Raw genomic sequence first — 17,486 nt, 5'->3', positions numbered from 1 at the left:
TTCCCGCCCGGGGCCTGAAAAGCCGCTATATTCGGCCCGACTGCCTCAGTCGTGGAGACGACGATGGCCGACGCCCCCGAGAGTTCCCCCGAGATCACCGTGTGGCTGGATGCCGCGCGCGGCGGAGACCGCGAAGCGCTGGACCGCGTGCTGGGCACGCTCTACCAGGAGCTGCACACCCTCGCCCGCCGCCAGCTGTCCGGCCAGCAGAACAACACCCTGGACCCGACCTCGCTGGTCCACGAGTCCTACCTCAAGCTGATCGGCGCCAGCGGCGGCGCACGCTTCGAGGACCGCGCCCACTTCTTCGCCTACGCCGCCTCGGCGATGCGCAGCGTGGTCGTCGACTACGCGCGCAACCGCATGGCCCGCAAGCGCGGCGGCGACCTCAAGCGCGTCGCGGAAATCCCCGAGGAAAGCGAGAGCAGCCTGCGCCTGGACGAGAACCTGCTGGCGCTGGACACCGCGCTGGAACGCCTCGTCGCGCTCGACCCCAAGCTCGCCCGCGTGGTCGAACTGCGCTACTTCGCCGGCCTGTCCGAGCAGGAGATCGCCGAGCTGCTGCAGCGCTCCGAACGCAGCGTGCGCCGCGACTGGCAGAAGGCGCGCCTGTTCCTGCTCGCGGCGATGCGCGAGGACTGAGGGCGCGGCGATGGACGCCGAGCGCTGGCAGCGCCTGTCGCCGTTGCTCGACGCGCTGCTCGACCTGCCGCCGGGCGAACGCGCCGCCGAGCTCGAACGCCACCGTGCCGCCGACCCGGAGCTGGCCCGGGAACTCGAAACGCTGCTGGCGGGCGCCGAGGAGGAGGACGACTTCCTCCACGAACCGCTGCACGACGCGCGCCCCGCCTCGCGCGAAGGCAGCGTGCTCGGCGCCTACCGGCTCGAACGCCTGCTCGGCGAAGGCGGCATGGGCCAGGTCTGGCTGGCCGAGCGCGCCGACGGCCTTTACCGGCGCCGCCTGGCGCTGAAGCTGCTGCGACCCGGCTACGCCGATCCCAACCTGCGCCTGCGCTTCTCCCGCGAACGCGAGATCCTGGCGCGGCTGCAGCACCCGAACATCGCCCGCCTGCTCGACGCCGGCATCGGCGAGGGCGACCAGCCCTACCTGGTGCTCGAGTACGTCGAAGGCATCCCGCTGACCGACTACTGCCGCCAGCACGCGCTGCCGGTGGAAGCGCGGCTGCGCCTGTTCCTGCAGGTCTGCGACGCGGTCAGCCACGCCCACGCCAACCTGATCGTGCACCGCGACCTGAAGCCGTCGAACATGCTGGTCACCCCGTCCGGCGACGTGCGCCTGCTCGACTTCGGCATCGCCAAGCTGCTCGACCGCGAGGACGGCGACGTCGCCCATCCGCGCACCGAGGTGCGCGCGTTCACCCTGCACTACGCCGCGCCAGAGCAGGTCCGCGGCGAACCGGTGAGCACGCTGACCGACGTCTATTCGCTGGGCGTGGTGCTGTACGAACTGCTGGTCGGCGACAAGCCCTACCGCCTGCGCCGGCAGAGCGACGCCGAGTGGGAGCGGGCGATCCTTGAAGTGTCGCCGCCGCGCCCGGCCATCGCCGTGCAGCGCCTGGCCGAGACCGGCCAGCTGGACACCGCGCAGGCGCGCAGGCTGGCCCGGCGCCTTCGCGGCGACCTCGACAACATCGCGCTGAAGGCGCTCAACAAGGTGCCGGCGCGGCGCTACGGCTCGGTCGAGGCGCTGGCCCGCGACATCCAGCGCCACCTCGAAGGCCGTCCGGTGGAGGCGCGCCCGCCGCGGATCGGCTACCAGCTGCAGAAGTACGTGCAGCGCCATGCCTGGGGCGTGGGCCTGGGTTCGGTGGCGGTGCTGGCGCTGCTGTCGGCGCTGGGCGTGGCCCTGTGGCAGGCGCACGAGGCGCGGCACGAGGCGGCGCGCGCGCAGGCGATGCAGCGCCTGGTGCTGGGACTGTTCGACCATGCCGGCGGCGCCCAGCGCAGCCAGGGCCTGGCCATGCGCGAACTGCTCTCGGCCGGCGCGCGGCGCAGCGAGAGCGAACTGGAACGGCAGCCGCGCGCCCGCGCCGAACTGCTCGGCGTGCTGGCGCGGCTGTACATCGGCCTGGGCGACTACCGCGAGGCGCTGGCCCTGTCCGAGCGCCAGCAGGCGCTGCTGGCCGGCGATCCCGGCGCGCCGGCGGGCCTGCGCCTGGATGCGGCCAGCCAGCACGGCCGCGTGCTGCGCCTGCTCAGCCGTTCGCAGGACTGCGTGGCGCGGATGCAGCCGCTGGCCACCGAGGTGCAGCGCCGGCAGGAGACGCTGGCGCGCGAGGCCGCGGAGTTCTACGTCCAGTACGGCCGCTGCCGGCGCATGCTCGGCGAACCGATCGCCGCGCGGCAGTGGTTCGAGCGGGCCATCGCCCTGCGCCGCGGCGTGCTCGACGACGACACCGGCGTGGCCGAGGCGATGATCGACCTGGCCGCGCTGGAAGCCGACGCGGCGCGGACGGGCGAGGCGATCGAACGGTTCCTCGCCGCGCAGCGGCGGCTGCGCGAGCGGCTGGGCGATCGCCATCCGCTGCTGGTCGACATCCAGCGCAGCCTCGGCGTGCTGTACATGGACCGCGAGGACGCCGTCGAGGCCGAACAGGTGCTGCGCCGGGCGCTGGCGCTGTCCCAGGAACTGCATGGCCCGCGGCATCCGTCCACCCTGGCGGTGCAGCGCCAGCTCGGCCTGGCTTGCATGCAGCTGGGCCGGCTGGACGAAGCGGCACGACTCCTCGAGCAGCAGCACGGACCGACCGAGGCGCTGCTCGGCCCGACCCACCGCGAGACCGCGCTGAGCATGGTGGCGCTGGGCCGGCTGGCGCTGGAGCGCGGCGAGACCGAAGCGGCGCTGGCCAACTTCACCCGCGCCGTGGCGATCTGGCGCCAGCCCGACGGCCGCCACCTGCTCGGCTACGGCCTGGCCGACCTGGCCGAAGCCCAGCGTGCGCACGGCGACCTGGACGCGGCACGGAAGACGCTGGCCGAGGCCCGCCAGGTCCGCGCCGCGCGCCTGGGCGCCAGCCACCCGGCGGTCGGCGACCTGGACCGGCGCATGGGCGAACTGCTGCTGGAAGCCGGCCACGCCGAGGCGGCGCGGCCGTGGCTGCAGCGCGCGGCGCAGCTGACCCGCGTGGGCTACGGGCCGGACGATCCACGCACCCTGCGCGCACGCTTGGCGCTGGCCCGGGTGCAGCCGGACGGTCCCGGCGTGGACGCCGGCACCGCCTCGCGCCTGGGCCGCATCGCCGCCGAGCTGCCGGCGCAGCCGGCCCTGGCCCGGCTGCGCTGGCATGCGCGGGCCCTGGCCGCCGGGGTCGCCTGCGACGAGGGCGATCCGGCCGCCGGCCGGCAGCTGCAGGCGCTGGACCTGGAACTGCGCGGTGCCCGGCCCGAGGGCGGCAGCCTGGTGCGCGAGGTGGCGCGGATGGCGGCCGCGTGCGACGGCCGGCTGAACGGCAGTCTCCGCGCCACCGCCTCGCGCTGAGGGCATTGCTTAAGATGGCGCGCTCCCCACGCCGTCGATCCGCATCATGCAACGACGCCAGTTCCTGACCCGCGCCGCCGCGGCCTTCGCCGCCGCCGGCCTGCCCCTGCCGCTGCTGCAAGCCTTCGCCGCGCCGGTGCCGCTCGGCCAGCGCCATCCCTTCGACTACGCCTGGCTCAAGGGCCACGCCCGCGCCCTGGCCGGGCAGCCGTTCGTGCCGCGCAGCGAGGTGCTGCCGCCAGCGGTGGCCGCGCTGGACTGGGACCAGTACCAGTCGATCGGCTTCCGCCAGGACCACGCGCTGTGGGGCGACCTGCCCGGTTCGAAGTTCCAGGCCAAGTTCTTCCACCTGGGCCTGTATTTCAAGCGACCGGTGCGCATGTTCGAGGTCGCCGGCGGGCAGGCGCAGGAACTGGCCTACGACCCTGGCATGTTCGACTACGGCCGCAGCGGCCTGGACGGCAAGCGCCTGCCGAAGGACCTGGGCTTCGCCGGCTTCCGCCTCAATTCGCCGGACGACGTGCGCCGCGACTGGGCCGCGTTCCTCGGCGCCAGCTATTTCCGCGCGGTCGGTTCGAGCATGCAGTACGGCCTGTCGGCGCGCGGCCTGGCGATCGACACCGGCATGCCGCGGCCGGAGGAATTCCCCGATTTCGTCGCCTTCTGGCTGGAGCGCCCGGCGCCGGCTTCGGAAACGGTGGTGGTGTACGCGCTGCTGGATTCGCCCAGCGTCGCCGGCGCCTACCGCTTCGCGATCACGAAGGGCGAGCCCCTGCTGATGGACGTGGACGCGGCGCTGTACCCGCGCAGGCAAATCGAACGCCTCGGCATCGCCCCGGCGACGAGCATGTTCCAGGTCGGCGAAAACGACCGGCGCATGGACTGGGACTGGCGCGCGGAGATCCACGACAGCGACGGCCTGGCCATGCACACCGGCAACGGCGAATGGATCTGGCGGCCGCTGGGCAACCCGGCGCAGCTGCGCTTCAACGCCTTCGCCGACGACAACCCGCGCGGCTTCGGCCTGCTGCAGCGTGATCGCGACTTCGACCATTACCAGGACGACGGCGTGTTCTACGAGAAGCGCCCGAGCCTGTGGGTGGAACCCAAGCACGGCTGGGGCCGCGGTTCGGTGCAGCTGGTGGAGATCCCCACCGTCGACGAGACCTTCGACAACATCGTCGCGTTCTGGAACCCGGAAGCGAAGCCGCAGCCGGGCCAGGAGCTGCTGTTCGGCTACCGCCTGTTCTGGGGCGAGCAGCCGCCGGTACAGCCGGCGCTGGCGAAGACCATGGCCACCCGCACCGGCCTGGGCGGGGTGATCGGCAGGAAGCGCGAGCGGTTCTCCTGGCGCTTCGCCGTGGATTTCGCCGGCGGCGAGCTGGCGGAACTGGGCAGGCGCAACGCCACCGTCGAGGCGGTGGTGGAAAGCAGCCGCGGCACCCTGGAGACGGTCTCGGCACGGCCGCTGCACGCGATCGAAGGCTACCGGGCAATGTTCGACGTGGTCCCGCCGGACGAGTCCACCACCCAGATCGACCTGCGCCTGTACCTGCGCCACGAAGGCCGCGCGCTCACCGAGACCTGGCTGTACCAGTGGAATCCGCCGCCGCCGGGCGAGCGGGTGCTGTACTGAGCAGCTGCCGGGCTGCGCCGAAGGTGCCTCCTCTTCCGTCGCGGGCCGGGCGCACGTAGATTCCGGGAGGGCTCGCCGCGGCCGGTTCCGCGCACGGGTCGATCTCCCATGACCAGCACAGGATGGCTGCATGAAGCACGAGAACGAAGTCGCCGACGCACGCATCATGACCCGCATCGCCAGCGGCGTGCTGGCCCTGGGTGGGATCTGGGCGATCGCCCAGGGCGTCCTGCGGTTCCTGTCGGAAGGGACGGTGGAAGCCACGACGGTGGCGATGGCCATCGGCGCGCTTTACGGGATCTACCTGTTCGGCAGGTACGCGCTCACCGGGCGCCTGGCCCTGCCGAAGAAGGCTCACGGGCCGGCCTGACGCCGCGCCCGGCCTGCCCGGTTCCTGGCATCCGTCGCGCTAGAGCAGCGGCGCCTGCAGCGGCTCGATCGTGCCTTCGCCGCGCATGACCTTCTTGAACTCCTGGCGGCTCACCGAGACGTAGCGCTCGTTGCCGCCGATCTCCACCTGCGGGCCATCCTGCACGGCGCGGCCCTGCGCGTCGACGCGCACGTTCATCGTCGCCTTCTTGCCGCTGTGGCAGATCGTCTTGATCTCCTCCAGCTCGTCGGCCCAGGCCAGCAGGTACTGGCTGCCCTCGAACAGTTCGCCGCGGAAGTCGGTGCGCAGGCCGTAACAGAGCACCGGGATGCGCAGGCGGTCGACCACCTCGCTCAGCTGCCAGACCTGGCTGCGGCTGAGGAACTGCGCCTCGTCCACCAGCACGCAGCCGAGCTTGCCGTGGGCGAGCAGGTCCGATTCGACCAGCCGCTCCAGGTCGGTGTCGCGGTCGAACGGCGTGCCTTCGGCGCGCAGGCCGATGCGCGAGGCGACCACCCCGCCGCGGCCGCCGCGGTCGTCGAAGCGCGGGGTGAGGATCAGGGTGCGCATGCCGCGTTCCTGGTAGTTGTACGCGGACTGCAGCAGGGTGGTGGTCTTCCCGGCGTTCATCGCCGAGTAGTAGAAGTAGAGCTTGGCCATCGGCGGATTCTACGGCCAGACGCTTCCGCCACCCACACCGCGGTGGCGGAAGCCCTGGTGCTGCCGCGACCTATTCCGCCGCCGGGGCCTGCACCGTCGCCGGATCGCCGACCTCCACCCGTTCGCGCACCGGCGCGCGCCAGATCTCGTCCTGCAGGCGCCAGTAGTCGCGCGGCTTCCAGTACTCGGTGGCGTAATAGTCGCGGCCGTTGTAGGTGCGCACTCCGCCGGGGGCGTTGTCGTCCATCACCTGCACCACCAGCGAACCGACGAAACCGGTGCGGCTGCCGGTGGCCTTCGAGCGGCCGCGCAGCAGCCAGGCGGCCATGCGCGGCTGCGCCACCTCGTCGGCGTATTCGTCGAACACGGCCGGGCCGATCGCCAGCGCGCGCTCGCGCTCGGCGTCGGTCAGCTCCTGCCAGTAGCGCTCGCGGAACTGGATGAAATCCGGGTAGCCGCGCTCGGCGGCCAGGTCCATCCACACGTAGGCCAGGGCGCGGTCGACCTCGACCCCGCGGCCATGCCAGTAGGCCTCGGCCACCATCGCCTGCGAGGGCTTGTCGGCGAAACGCGCCGCGCGCAGGAAGCGGCGCAGCGCCTCCTCGTGGTTGCCCTCGGCGTAGGCGCCCAGCCCCAGCTGGCGGAAGCGCAGGTCGGGGTGGTAGGCCTGGAACCCGGCGATCCCGGACAGTTCGGCGAAGCGGCGCTCCGCCATCGACGGCTCGGCCTGCAGCGAGGCGGCCGGCAGCATTGCAAGCAACAGCGACACGATCCCGCGCGACACGCGCGTGCGGGACTTCCGACGTACGTCCATTCCCGTTCCTCCTTGTCGAACCGCTCCTTGCCGCGCGGCTTGCCGTCCCCTCCGGCGCGCGGATCCTGCCGCCGGCGCCCGCCAGTCCCCGGTGCGCCGCGGCCACAGGCAGTCTGCAACAGGCCCGGGCGCCGTGCACGCCCGGCGCCCGCCCCACTCACTCCCCCGGCGGCGGCGCCGGAGCCGTGGCCTCGGCGTGGCGGCGCCCCCAGGCCGCGTCCTGCCAGGCGAAGTACGCCTCCGGTTCCCAGTAGGTGTCGTCGAAGTACTCGCTGCCGCGCAGGGTGATCGTCCCGGGCTGGCCATCGACCGAGGGCAGGATCGGCAGGTTGCCGAAGAAGCCGGCGGCGTCGATGCCGCGCGGGCGCATCCGCTTCATCGCCTTGGCCAGGCGCGGCCTGGCCTTGTCGTCGCCATAGCGGCGCAGCAGCGGCTGGCCACGGGCCAGGGCTTCGTCGCGCGCGACCGCGTCGAGCTGCGACCAGTAGCGCTCGCGCAGCAGCAGGAAGTCCTCGTACATGCGTTCGGCGGCCAGGTCCATCCAGGCGTAGCCCAGCGCGCGGTCCACGGCCACGCCCTGGCCGTTCCAGTACATCTCGCCGAGCATCGCCTGCGAGGGCTTGTCGGCGAAGCTGGCGGCGCGCTCGAAGCATTCGCGGGCGCGGGCGTAGTCGCCCTGTTCCAGATAGCCCCGCCCGCGCAGGCGCCAGAACAGGTCCGGATGGCCCTGCATGAAGCGCAGGACCAGGTACCGGGCCAGCGGTTCGTCGCCCTGCAGGTCGCCCTGGGCCTGCGCGGCTTCGGGCGCGATCACCGCGTCCGGCACCGCGGTGAAAGCCGCGGAATGCCAGCGCGACGGCAGCTCGCCCGCCAGCAGCGGCAGCGGCAACGCCAGCAGCCGGAGCGCCCGCCAGGCCTGCGCGCGGCGCCGGCGCGGCGCGCGTTTCGTCGCGGGCGCGGGCGCGTCCCGGCTCATGGCTTCGCCGGCACCTGCTCGACGTCGCCCACGTCGACGTTCTCCTTGCGCGGCGCCTTCCACACCTCGTCCTGCCAGGCCCAGTAGCGCTGCGGATCCCAGTAGTCGCGGCGGTAGTAGTCGTCGGCGCGCATCACCTGGCCCTTGCCGGCCATCGGCCCGGTCATCGGCACGATCCGGACGAAGCCGACCGAGCCGGTGCGGCTCCCGGTGACCTTGCGCCCTTCCGTGCGCAGGATCCGCTCCAGCCGCGGCCTGGCCGCCGCGTCGCCGAACTCGGCCAGCAGCGCCTGGCCGCGCTCGATCGCCGCCTCCTGCTCCTCCTTCGACAGCTCGCGCCAGTAGCGCTCGCGCAGGATGGTGAAGTTCGGATACATGCGCTCGGCGGCCAGGTCCATCCAGGCATAGGCGATGGGCCGGTCGCGCGGCACGCCCAGGCCTTCCCAGTGCATCTCCGCCAGCATCGCCATCGAGGCCTTGTCGGCGTAGGTGGCGGCGCGGCGGAAACAGTCGAGGGCCTCGTCGTAGCGCTTGTGGTGGAAGGCGTGCAGCCCTTCGCGGCGCCAGCGGATGTCCGGGTGGGCGGCGAGGAAGCCCTCGGTCAGCAGTTCCGGGGCGATGTCCGGCTCGCCGACGTAGCTGCCAAACACCGGCCGGTCGACCGGGCCTTCCCATTGCAGCAGGCGCACCGCGCCGGAAGGCGCCGCCGCGGCGGCCGCGCAGGCCGTGAGCAGGGCCATGGCGAGGGCCAGGCGAAGCCGGGACCGGAGGGGCGATATCCCGGAGGCGTCCGGGGCCGGGCTGTCCATGTCGGGTTCTCCGCGCGAAGGTGCCTGAACCATACGTCGGGGCGGGCCGGACCGTCGCAGCCCAGCGGCCATGGCCCCGCCGGCGCCCGGACCGGTCCGGTCCGGTCGGGGCGGTAGAATGCCCGGCCCCTGCTCCATTCCCAACGCGACCTTGCTCAATCCTCCCCAACGCGCCGCGGTCCTGCACGACGAAGGCCCGCTGCTGGTGCTGGCCGGCGCCGGCAGCGGCAAGACCCGCGTCATCGTCGAGAAGATCGCCCACCTGGTCGGCACCGGCCGCTATCCGGCGCGGCGCATCGCCGCGATCACCTTCACCAACAAGTCGGCGAAGGAAATGCGCGAGCGCGTGGCCAAGCGCATCAGGGGCGAGGCCGCCGGCGAGCTGACCATCTGCACCTTCCACGCCCTGGGCCTGAAGTTCCTGCAGATCGAGCACGAGGCCGCCGGGCTCAAGCGTGGCTTCTCGATCTTCGACGCCGACGACAGCGCCGCCCAGGTCAAGGACCTGATGCCCGGCGCCAAGCCCGACGCGGTCGAGGACGCGAAGAACCTGATCTCGCGCGCCAAGAACTCCGGCCTGTCGCCGGAGCAGGCGCTGGCCCTGGCCCGCTCCACCCGCGAGATGGAGGCGGCGAAGCTGTACGCGCGCTACCAGGCGCGGCTGGCCGCGTTCAACGCGGTCGACTTCGACGACCTGATCCGCCTGCCGGTGCAGATCCTCGAGGAGAACCCGGAGATCGTCGCCGCCTGGCGCGAGCGCATCGGCTACCTGCTGGTCGACGAATGCCAGGACACCAACGACGCCCAGTACCGGCTGCTGAAGGCCATCGCCGGGCCGAAGGGCAACTTCACCTGCGTGGGCGACGACGACCAGAGCATCTACGCCTGGCGCGGCGCCAACCCGGAAAACCTCGACCAGATGGCGCGGGACTACCCCGGCCTGCAGGTCATCAAGCTGGAGCAGAACTACCGCTGCTCCAACCGCGTGCTGCGCGCGGCCAACGCGCTGATCGCGCGCAACCCGCACAAGCACCTGAAGACGCTGTGGTCCGAGCAGGCCGATGGCGAGCGCATCCGCGTGTGGGAGTGCCGCGACAACGAACACGAGGCGGAGAAGGTCGCCGCCGAGATCTCGTTCCTGCACGAGGCCAAGCAGGTGCCGTGGAACGACTTCTGCATCCTGTTCCGCAGCAACCACCAGTCGCGGCCGCTGGAAAAGGCGCTGCAGCTGCTGCGCATCCCCTACCACCTCACCGGCGGCACCGCCTTCCTTGAACGCCAGGAAGTGAAGGACGCGCTGTCCTGGCTGCGGGTGATCGCCAACCCGGACGACGACGCGGCCTTCCTGCGCGCGGTGCAGTCGCCCAAGCGCGAAGTGGGCGCGACCTCGCTGGCGCGGCTGGCCGAGCTGGCCTCGAGCAAGCACATGCCGCTGTCCCGCGCGGCGCAGTCGATGGGCGCGCTGGCGCAGCTGCCGCCGCGCGCGGCCAACGGCCTGGGCGCGTTCAACGACGCCATCGCCGACCTGCGCGAGCACGCGACGAAGCTGAGCGCGGCCGACCTGGTGCGGCGCCTGGCCGAGAAGTCCGGCCTGCTCACCGAGCTGCGCGCGCAGTGCAAGGACGAGGCCTCGTTCCAGCGCCGCAAGGCCAACCTGGACGAACTGGCCGAGTGGTTCGAGGGCGGCCCGCGCGGCGCCAGCGCCGGCGACCTGGCCGCGCAGCTGGCCCTGCTCTCGCGCAACGACAAGGACGATGGCGGCAACCAGGTGCGGCTGATGAGCCTGCACGCGGCCAAGGGCCTGGAGTTCGGCTACGTCTTCATCATCGGCTGCGAGGACGGCACCCTGCCGCACGACGCGGCGCTGGAGGAAGGCTCGCTGGAGGAGGAGCGCCGGCTGATGTACGTCGGCATCACCCGCGCCAAGCAGCGTCTGTGGCTCAGCTACAGCCGCGAGACCAGGCGCTTCCGCGAGAAGGTGCGGCTCAAGCCCAGCCGTTTCCTCGACGAGCTGCCGGCCGGCGAACTGCAGCGCGACGGCGCCGATCCGGTGGCCGACGCGGTGGCGAAGAAGGAGCGCGCCAACGCCGGCTTCGCCGCGATCCAGGCGCTGCTGGGGGATTGAGCATGGACGGCGCGGAACGGCTCACCCCGCGCCTGCGGATCCGCCGGCTCACCCCGGCCGATGCCGGCTTCATCGTCGAGCTGCTCAACCAGCCGGATTTCCTGCGCCACATCGGCGACCGCGGCGCGCGCGACGAGCACCAGGCCAACGGCTGGCTGCGCAGCGGTCCGCTGGCCAGCTACGCGCGCGACGGCTCCGGCCTGCACGCGGTGGAGCTGCGCGGGACCGGCACCGCGATCGGCATCTGCGGCCTGCTGCAGCGCGACTGGCTGCCGGCGCCGGACCTCGGCTTCGCCTACCTGCCGGCCTGGTACGGCCAGGGCTATGCCCGCGAGGCAGCCGAAGCGATGCTGGAGGATGCGCGCGCGTGCGGCATCGGCCGGGTGCTGGCCATCGTCTCGCCGGACAATGAACGTTCCACCGGCCTGTTGCGGAGGCTGGGGATGCGCGAGGCCGGCACCGTCCTCGCCCCACATTCCGACGATCCGCTGCTGTTGTTCGAAACGCCCGGAGGCTGACCATGCTCGACCATTTCGTCCTGCACGCCGGCTACAACCAGTGGATGAACGGCAACCTGCACCGCGCCGCCTCCGGCATGCCGGCGGAGGAACTGGCGGCGCCGCGCGGCGCGTTCTTCGACTCGATCCTCGGCACCCTCAACCACCTGGTCGTGGCCGACACCATCTGGCTCAAGCGCTTCGCCGCCGCCGACGAAGCCGACTGCTGGAGCGCGCTGCGGCCGATGCGCGGCGAGCCGATGCCGGCCAGCCTCGATGCCCGGCCCTGCCCCGACCTGGCGGCGTGGTGGAACCGCCGCCAGGCGCTGGACGCGCTGATCGTCGACTGGATCGGCCAGCTCGACGCGGCCGACCTCGACCGCACCATCGCCTACGCCACGATGCGCGGCGATCCCCACCGCAAGCGCCTGGCGCACCTGCTGCTGCACTTCTTCAACCACCAGACCCACCACCGTGGCCAGGCCACCACGCTGTTCAGCCAGGCCGGCGTGGACGTGGGTCCGACCGACCTGCTGCTGCGGATCCCCACCGCGCCGTGAGCGCGCCGGCGCGGTCCCGGCCGCCCGACCCGGTAAACTTGCGGGCCTTCGTAACTCCCGCGAGACCGCGCTCCATGCGTCTTCCCCTGTCCTGCGCCGCGCTGGCCGTGGCCCTGCTGGCCGCCTGCCAGCCCGTGCGCCCGGCCGCCCCGGCCGCCACCCCGGTGGCCGCGACCGCCGAAGCGGCCGTCCCGGCCGACGACAACCTCAACGCGGTGCTGTGGGTGCAGCGCACGGCCGAATACCAGGCCGCCGCCACGCAGACCTACCGTGCCGCCGCGGCGCTGCTGGACCGCGCCCTGGCCGAACCGCACTGGGACGCGCTGGTCCCGTCCGAGCGCGACAACGCCGGCCACGGCCTCAAGCCGGCAGTGGTCCTGGACATCGACGAGACCGTGCTGGACAACTCGCCCTACCAGGCGCGCCTGGTCCGCGACGGCCTCGAGTACAGCGATCCGACCTGGGACGCCTGGGTCGAGGAGCGCAAGGCGAAACCGGTGCCGGGGGTGCTCGAGTTCGCCCGCGCCGCCAGCGAGCGCGGCATCACCATGGTCTACATCTCCAACCGCGCCGTGCACCTGAAGCAGGCAACCCTCGACAACCTGCGCGCGGTCGGCCTGCCGGTCGCCGACGACAGCGTGTTCCTGGGCCTGGGCACGGTGGTGGAAGGCTGCGAGCAGCACGGCAGCGAGAAGGACTGCCGGCGCCGCCTGGCCGGGCGCCAGTACCGGGTGCTGATGCAGTTCGGCGACCAGCTCGGCGACTTCGTCCACATCGACGCCAACACCTTCGAGGGCCGCCAGCGCCTGCTGGAGGAGTACGACGACTGGTTCGGCGAGCGCTGGTGGATGCTGCCCAACCCGACCTACGGCAGCTGGGAGCCGGCGGCGTTCGGCAACAGCTGGAAGCAGTCCCGCGAAACCCGCCGCGCGGCCAAGCGTGCCGCCCTGGACGTGGCGCCATGAGCCGCCCGCCGCTGCCGCTGGCGCCGGAAGAGCGCCTGATCTTCGCCCTGGACGTGCCCGGCCGCGTCCAGGCGCTGGAGTGGATCGACCGCCTCGGCGACTCGGTGCGTTTCTACAAGATCGGCATGGAGCTGCTGGCCTCGGGCGAGTACTTCCAGGTGCTGGACGAGCTGGCCGCGCGCGACAAGCGCGTGTTCGTCGACCTGAAGTTCTTCGACATCCCGGCCACCGTGGCCGGGGTCGTCCGCGGCCTCGGCCGCTGGCCGGTCAGCTACTGCACGATCCACGGCTGGCACCCGGCGATGATGCAGGCCGCCGCCGAGGCCAACACCGGCGACATGCGCCTGCTGGCGGTGACCGTGCTGACCTCGATGGACGGCAACGACCTGCGTTCGATGGGCATCTCCGGCGAACCGGAAAATATCGTCGTCGAACGTGCGCTCGCTGCGCAGGCCGCCGGCATCGACGGCGTGATCGCCTCGGGCCTCGAGGCCGCGCCGATCCGCGCGGCCACCGGCCCGGGCTTCTCCATCGTCTGCCCCGGCATCCGCCCCGGCGGCCCGGCCGGCGACGACCAGAAGCGCAGCGTCGGCGTCGCCCAGGCCTTCCGCGACGGCGCCGATGCCATCGTGGTCGGCCGCCCGATCCGCCAGGCACCGGACCCGGCGGCGGCGGCGGCGGCGATCCAGCGCGAGATCGCCCAGGCTCTTGGCGTTTAGGATCAAACAGTTACATTGTGGAACTTCAAGTGTTGCCGAAGGTTCGCGGCAGCGCTAGGATGGCCGCCGTCCGGCAGTGCCGGAACCGTGCCACAACACGATGTCCACCGGCCCCTGGCCGGCTTGAGGGAGGCTTCGGGCCTCCCTTTTTTATTGCCCGGCGCCTTGCCGGGGCCCGCCGGCTCCCGCCACACTCGGCGCGGACCACCGGAGGCCACCCATGTCGCGACCGCACCGCCTGCACCACCGGCACGCTGCCATGTCGTGGGCTCCGCCGTTGCTGCTGGCGCTGCTGCTCGGGGCGTGCGGACGCGAACCGGTCCCGGACGAACTCCCCGGCGCGGCCAGCGAGCCCGCCGGCGCGGTGCGGCTGCTGGCCGAGCACGTGCGCCGCAACGACCTGCAGGCCTTCGCCCGCGACGCGCTGCCGGCAGAGGAGCACGCCCGCCTGGCCGAGGCCTGGGCCGAAGGCCGCAGCCGCTGGCCACTGACCGAGCTGCCGCTGGACGAGCAGGTCGGGCCGATGCTGGCGGCCCTGTCGGTGCCCGGTTCGGAGCAGGAGCTGCGCCAGGCCTTCGACCGCCAGCTCGCCGGCCAGGACGCCGCCCTGCGCGACGCCGCCCGCAGCCTGGCCCTGTTCGGCACCCAGTACATCAGGACCCAGGGCGACTACAGCGACGAGGAACGCGCCCACTACGTGCAGGTGGTGGCGGCCCTGTCGGCGTGGTCGACCACCGCGCCGCTGGGCAGCCGCGACCGCGGCCATGCCGCCATCGACCGCCTCGCCGCCGCCGCCCGCGCCACCGGCCTGCCCGGCGACGAGGCGCTGGCCGCGGCCGGCATGGAGGAAAGCCTGCGCCGGCTCGGACCGTTCGCCGCCGCGCTCAAGGAAGTGCTGGCCGACTACGGCCTGGACCTGGACCAGAGCCTGGCCGACCTGCGCACCGGCCTGGTCGAGGAGGACGGCGACCACGCCAAGGTGCGCGTGCACTATCCGCTGGCCGGCGCCGAGATCGACACCACGGTCAGCCTGACCCGCCGCAACGGCCGCTGGTACCTGACCGACTACCTTGAACACGCCGCCTCGCTGCTGGCCGAACCGGCCGGCGCGCCTGCCACCGGGGCCCCGGCCCTGCCCGGCCTGCCGGCCCCGCCGCCGGCCCAGCCACCGGACGGACCGGCCGCTGGGCGATAATCCCGCCATGCCAGAACAGAATCCCCTGCCGTTCCCCGAGTCCCAGGGCAATCCGTCCGCGGACAGCGGGGCGGCCAAGACCCCCGCCGGCGCCGAGTCCGTGGTGCCGACGCCGCCCGCGCAGCGCCCGACGCCCCCGGCGCGGCGCCCGCTGTGGGCCCGCTTCATGGGCTGGCTGGCCAGTCCCTGGCTGGACCTGAAGCTGGAGCCGGCCGACCTGGGCGAGCACACCGGCGACCCGCGCCCGGTCTGCTACGTGCTCGAGAGCTACGGCCTGTCCAACGCGCTGATCCTGGACAAGGCCTGCCGCGAGGCCGGCCTGCCTTCGCCGCTGGTGCCGCTGCCGCGCGACCCGACCGGGCGCAAGCGCGCCTACGTGGCGCTGTCGCGCCGCAACGCCGCGCCGCTGATCCCGGACCAGCGCCCGGCCAGGCGCACCCATTCCGATTCGATGGCCCGCCTGCTGCAGGCGCACCGCGCCGACCCGGCGCTGGACGTGCGCCTGGTGCCGGTGTCGATCTTCGTCGGCCGCGCGCCGGAGCGGCAGAGCGGCTGGTTCTCGGTGCTGTTCTCCGAGAACTGGGCGCTGGTCGGCCGCTTCCGCCGGCTGCTGGCGATCCTGATCAACGGCCGCGACACCCTGGTCCGCTTCGCCGAGCCGATCTCCCTGCGCGAGAGCGTGGACGAGGGCCTGTCGCCCGAGCGCACCGTGCGCAAGCTGCAGCGCGTGCTGCGCGCGCACTTCCGCCGGATCCGCGCCGCGGTCATCGGCCCGGACCTGTCGACCCGGCGCCTGCTGGTCGACAAGGTGCTGGCCGCCGACACCGTGCGCGAGGCGATCGCCGACCAGGCCAGGCGCGACGGCACCCGCCCGGCCGAGGCCTGGAAGAAGGCCCACGCCTACGCCTGGGAAATCGCCGCCGACTACTCGCACCCGGTGGTGCGTTCGGCCAGCTTCATCCTCACTCCGGTGTGGAACAAGATCTACCGCGGCGTGCTGGTCCACCACCTGGACCGCCTGAAGGAGGTCGCGCCCGGCCACGAAGTGGTCTACGTGCCCTGCCACCGCAGCCACATGGACTACCTGCTGCTGTCGTACCTGTTGTACGAACGCGGCATCGTGCCGCCGCACATCGCCGCCGGCATCAACCTCAACCTGCCGGTGGTCGGCACCATCCTGCGCAAGGGCGGTGCGTTCTTCATGCGCCGCAGCTTCCGCGGCAACCCGCTGTACTCGGCGGTGTTCACCGAGTACGTGGCGCAGCTGGTGTCCGGCGGCTACTCGCTGGAGTACTTCATCGAGGGCGGGCGCTCGCGCACCGGCCGGCTGCTGCAGCCCAAGGGCGGCATGATCGCGATGACCGTGCGCGCCTACCTGCGCCAGCCGACCCGCCCGGTGCTGTTCCAGCCGGTCTACATCGGCTACGAGAAGCTGATGGAGGGCAACAGCTACCTGGACGAGCTGTCGGGCAAGCCCAAGGAGAAGGAGTCGATCTGGTCGCTGCTGTGGGGCATCCCCAAGGTGCTGCGCAGCAACTACGGCCAGGTGGTGGTGAACTTCGGCGAGCCGATCGAGCTGGGCAAGGTGCTGGCCGAGCGCGCGCCGTCCTGGGACGGCCGCCCGCTGCCGGAGGACGAGAAGCCGGGCTGGCTGGCCGAAACCGTCGACGCACTGGCGCAGAAGATCCAGGTGCACGTCAACAGCGCCGCCGACGTCAACCCGATCAACCTGCTGGCGCTGGCGATCCTGTCCACGCCCAAGCACGCGATGGGCGAGGCCGACCTGCTGGCGCAGATCGCCCTGTCCAAGACCCTGCTGTCGGAAATCCCGTACTCGGCGCGCTTCACCGTCACCCCGCACACGCCCGAGGAGATCGTCGCCCACGGCGAGGAGATCGGCGTGCTGCGGCGCATCCCGCACCCGCTGGGCGACGTGCTGAGCGTGGACGACGACACCGCGGTGCTGCTGTCGTACTTCCGCAACAACGTCGCCCACCTGTTCACCGCCTCGTCGTGGATCGCGGTGTGCTTCCAGCACAACCGGCGGATGAGCCGGCGCACCCTGGTGCGGCTGGGCCGCACCGTGTACCCGTTCCTGCAGGCCGAGCTGTTCCTGCCGTGGACCGAGGAGGAGTTCGGCGGGCGCCTGGAGCGGATCACCGACGTGTTCGTGCGCGAGGGCCTGCTGCAGCAGGTCAACGACGAGGAAGACGGCATCCTGCAGCGCAAACAGGGCCAGAGCGACGAGGTGTTCCGCCTGCGCGCGATCGGCCACACCCTGCAGCAGGCGTTCGAGCGCTACTACATCGCCATCTCGGTGCTGGTGAAGAACGGCCCCGGCACGCTCGGCGCCGCCGAGCTGGAAAGCCTGTGCCAGCTGGCCGCGCAGCGGCTGAGCCTGCTCTACGCCGAGGCCGCGCCGGAGTTCTTCGACAGGAGCCTGTTCCGCGGCTTCATCCAGAAGCTGCGCGAGATGAGGCTGGTGTGGCCGGACCAGAACAGCAAGCTGCTGTTCGACGAACGCCTGGACGTGTGGGCCAAGGACGCGAAGATGATCCTCGGCCGCGAGCTGCGCCACACCATCGAGCGCGTCAGCCCCGAGGCGGCGCGGCCGGAAACCGAGGCGGCAGCGCCTGCCGAGTGACGGGCGCGCGCGGCGCG

General features: G+C 72.4%; 15 protein-coding genes. 11 read left to right on the top strand and 4 right to left on the bottom strand.

The features are described from left to right. The first annotated feature begins 63 nt into the window (after nucleotides 1–63). The 4 genes from M503_RS0108500 to M503_RS0108485 all read left to right on the top strand — a co-directional run bounded on the left by M503_RS0108500 (nucleotide 64) and on the right by M503_RS0108485 (nucleotide 5,505). Complete coding sequence (locus tag M503_RS0108500; protein WP_024869188.1) at nucleotides 64–642, top strand: ECF-type sigma factor; 579 nt, start codon at nucleotides 64–66, stop codon at nucleotides 640–642. A 10-nt stretch (nucleotides 643–652) separates the two neighbouring features. Beyond that, complete coding sequence (locus M503_RS0108495; protein WP_028920215.1) at nucleotides 653–3,499, top strand: protein kinase domain-containing protein; 2,847 nt, start codon at nucleotides 653–655, stop codon at nucleotides 3,497–3,499. Between the two features lie 46 nt (nucleotides 3,500–3,545). Next, nucleotides 3,546–5,135, top strand: a complete 1,590-nt coding sequence (locus M503_RS0108490) for a glucan biosynthesis protein (protein ID WP_028920214.1) — start codon at nucleotides 3,546–3,548, stop codon at nucleotides 5,133–5,135. A 130-nt stretch (nucleotides 5,136–5,265) separates the two neighbouring features. After that, nucleotides 5,266–5,505 carry a hypothetical protein gene (locus M503_RS0108485; protein ID WP_028920213.1) on the top strand — a complete coding sequence of 80 codons (240 nt, stop codon included), beginning with the start codon at nucleotides 5,266–5,268 and terminating at the stop codon, nucleotides 5,503–5,505. A gap of 39 nt (nucleotides 5,506–5,544) precedes the next feature. Here M503_RS0108485 and M503_RS0108480 read toward each other — a convergent pair whose 3' ends face one another. The 4 genes from M503_RS0108480 to M503_RS16035 all read right to left on the bottom strand — a co-directional run bounded on the left by M503_RS0108480 (nucleotide 5,545) and on the right by M503_RS16035 (nucleotide 8,695). Then, complete coding sequence (locus M503_RS0108480; RefSeq protein WP_024869184.1) at nucleotides 5,545–6,165, bottom strand: thymidine kinase; 621 nt, start codon at nucleotides 6,163–6,165, stop codon at nucleotides 5,545–5,547. A 70-nt stretch (nucleotides 6,166–6,235) separates the two neighbouring features. Then, entirely contained in the window at nucleotides 6,236–6,979 is a 744-nt protein-coding gene (locus M503_RS0108475; RefSeq protein WP_155952006.1) for a sel1 repeat family protein, read from the bottom strand. 157 nt (nucleotides 6,980–7,136) lie between these two features. Then, nucleotides 7,137–7,955, bottom strand: a complete 819-nt coding sequence (locus M503_RS16040) for a tetratricopeptide repeat protein (RefSeq protein WP_051414426.1) — start codon at nucleotides 7,953–7,955, stop codon at nucleotides 7,137–7,139. Continuing rightward, nucleotides 7,952–8,695, bottom strand: a complete 744-nt coding sequence (locus M503_RS16035; RefSeq protein ID WP_051414423.1) for an SEL1-like repeat protein — start codon at nucleotides 8,693–8,695, stop codon at nucleotides 7,952–7,954. Before M503_RS16035 ends, M503_RS16040 begins: the two co-directional genes overlap by 4 nt. A 220-nt stretch (nucleotides 8,696–8,915) precedes the next feature. On the opposite strand from M503_RS16035, the gene M503_RS0108460 reads away from it, so the two are divergent. From M503_RS0108460 to plsB, 7 genes are all read left to right on the top strand, one after another. Then, nucleotides 8,916–10,889, top strand: a complete 1,974-nt coding sequence (locus M503_RS0108460; protein ID WP_028920211.1) for a UvrD-helicase domain-containing protein — start codon at nucleotides 8,916–8,918, stop codon at nucleotides 10,887–10,889. A gap of 2 nt (nucleotides 10,890–10,891) precedes the next feature. Further along, a complete protein-coding gene (locus M503_RS16030) occupies nucleotides 10,892–11,407 on the top strand; it encodes a GNAT family N-acetyltransferase (RefSeq protein WP_051414420.1) in 516 nt (171 codons plus the stop codon). A gap of 2 nt (nucleotides 11,408–11,409) precedes the next feature. Then, nucleotides 11,410–11,946, top strand: a complete 537-nt coding sequence (locus M503_RS0108450; protein WP_028920210.1) for a DinB family protein — start codon at nucleotides 11,410–11,412, stop codon at nucleotides 11,944–11,946. Between the two features lie 74 nt (nucleotides 11,947–12,020). Further along, complete coding sequence (locus M503_RS0108445) at nucleotides 12,021–12,911, top strand: 5'-nucleotidase, lipoprotein e(P4) family (protein ID WP_028920209.1); 891 nt, start codon at nucleotides 12,021–12,023, stop codon at nucleotides 12,909–12,911. Beyond that, the gene (gene pyrF / locus M503_RS0108440; RefSeq protein ID WP_028920208.1) at nucleotides 12,908–13,630 is read left to right on the top strand and encodes an orotidine-5'-phosphate decarboxylase; all 723 of its coding nucleotides are present in this window, start codon (nucleotides 12,908–12,910) and stop codon (nucleotides 13,628–13,630) included. The genes M503_RS0108445 and pyrF overlap by 4 nt, the downstream gene beginning before the upstream one ends. Nucleotides 13,631–13,850: 220 nt before the next feature. Next, nucleotides 13,851–14,825: a hypothetical protein gene (locus M503_RS16025; RefSeq protein ID WP_081720987.1), complete on the top strand. Its 975-nt coding sequence runs from the start codon at nucleotides 13,851–13,853 to the stop codon at nucleotides 14,823–14,825. Nucleotides 14,826–14,832: 7 nt separating this feature from the next. After that, on the top strand, nucleotides 14,833–17,469 hold the full coding sequence (gene plsB / locus M503_RS0108430; protein ID WP_028920207.1) for a glycerol-3-phosphate 1-O-acyltransferase PlsB: 2,637 nt from the start codon (nucleotides 14,833–14,835) through the stop codon (nucleotides 17,467–17,469). The last annotated feature ends 17 nt before the right edge of the window (nucleotides 17,470–17,486 follow it).

The sequence above is a fragment of the Pseudoxanthomonas suwonensis J47 genome, assembly GCF_000513955.1.
Taxonomy (GTDB): domain Bacteria; phylum Pseudomonadota; class Gammaproteobacteria; order Xanthomonadales; family Xanthomonadaceae; genus Pseudoxanthomonas; species Pseudoxanthomonas suwonensis_C.
Note: the sequence above shows the minus strand (reverse complement) of the source record. Positions and strands in the feature narration are given on the sequence as shown.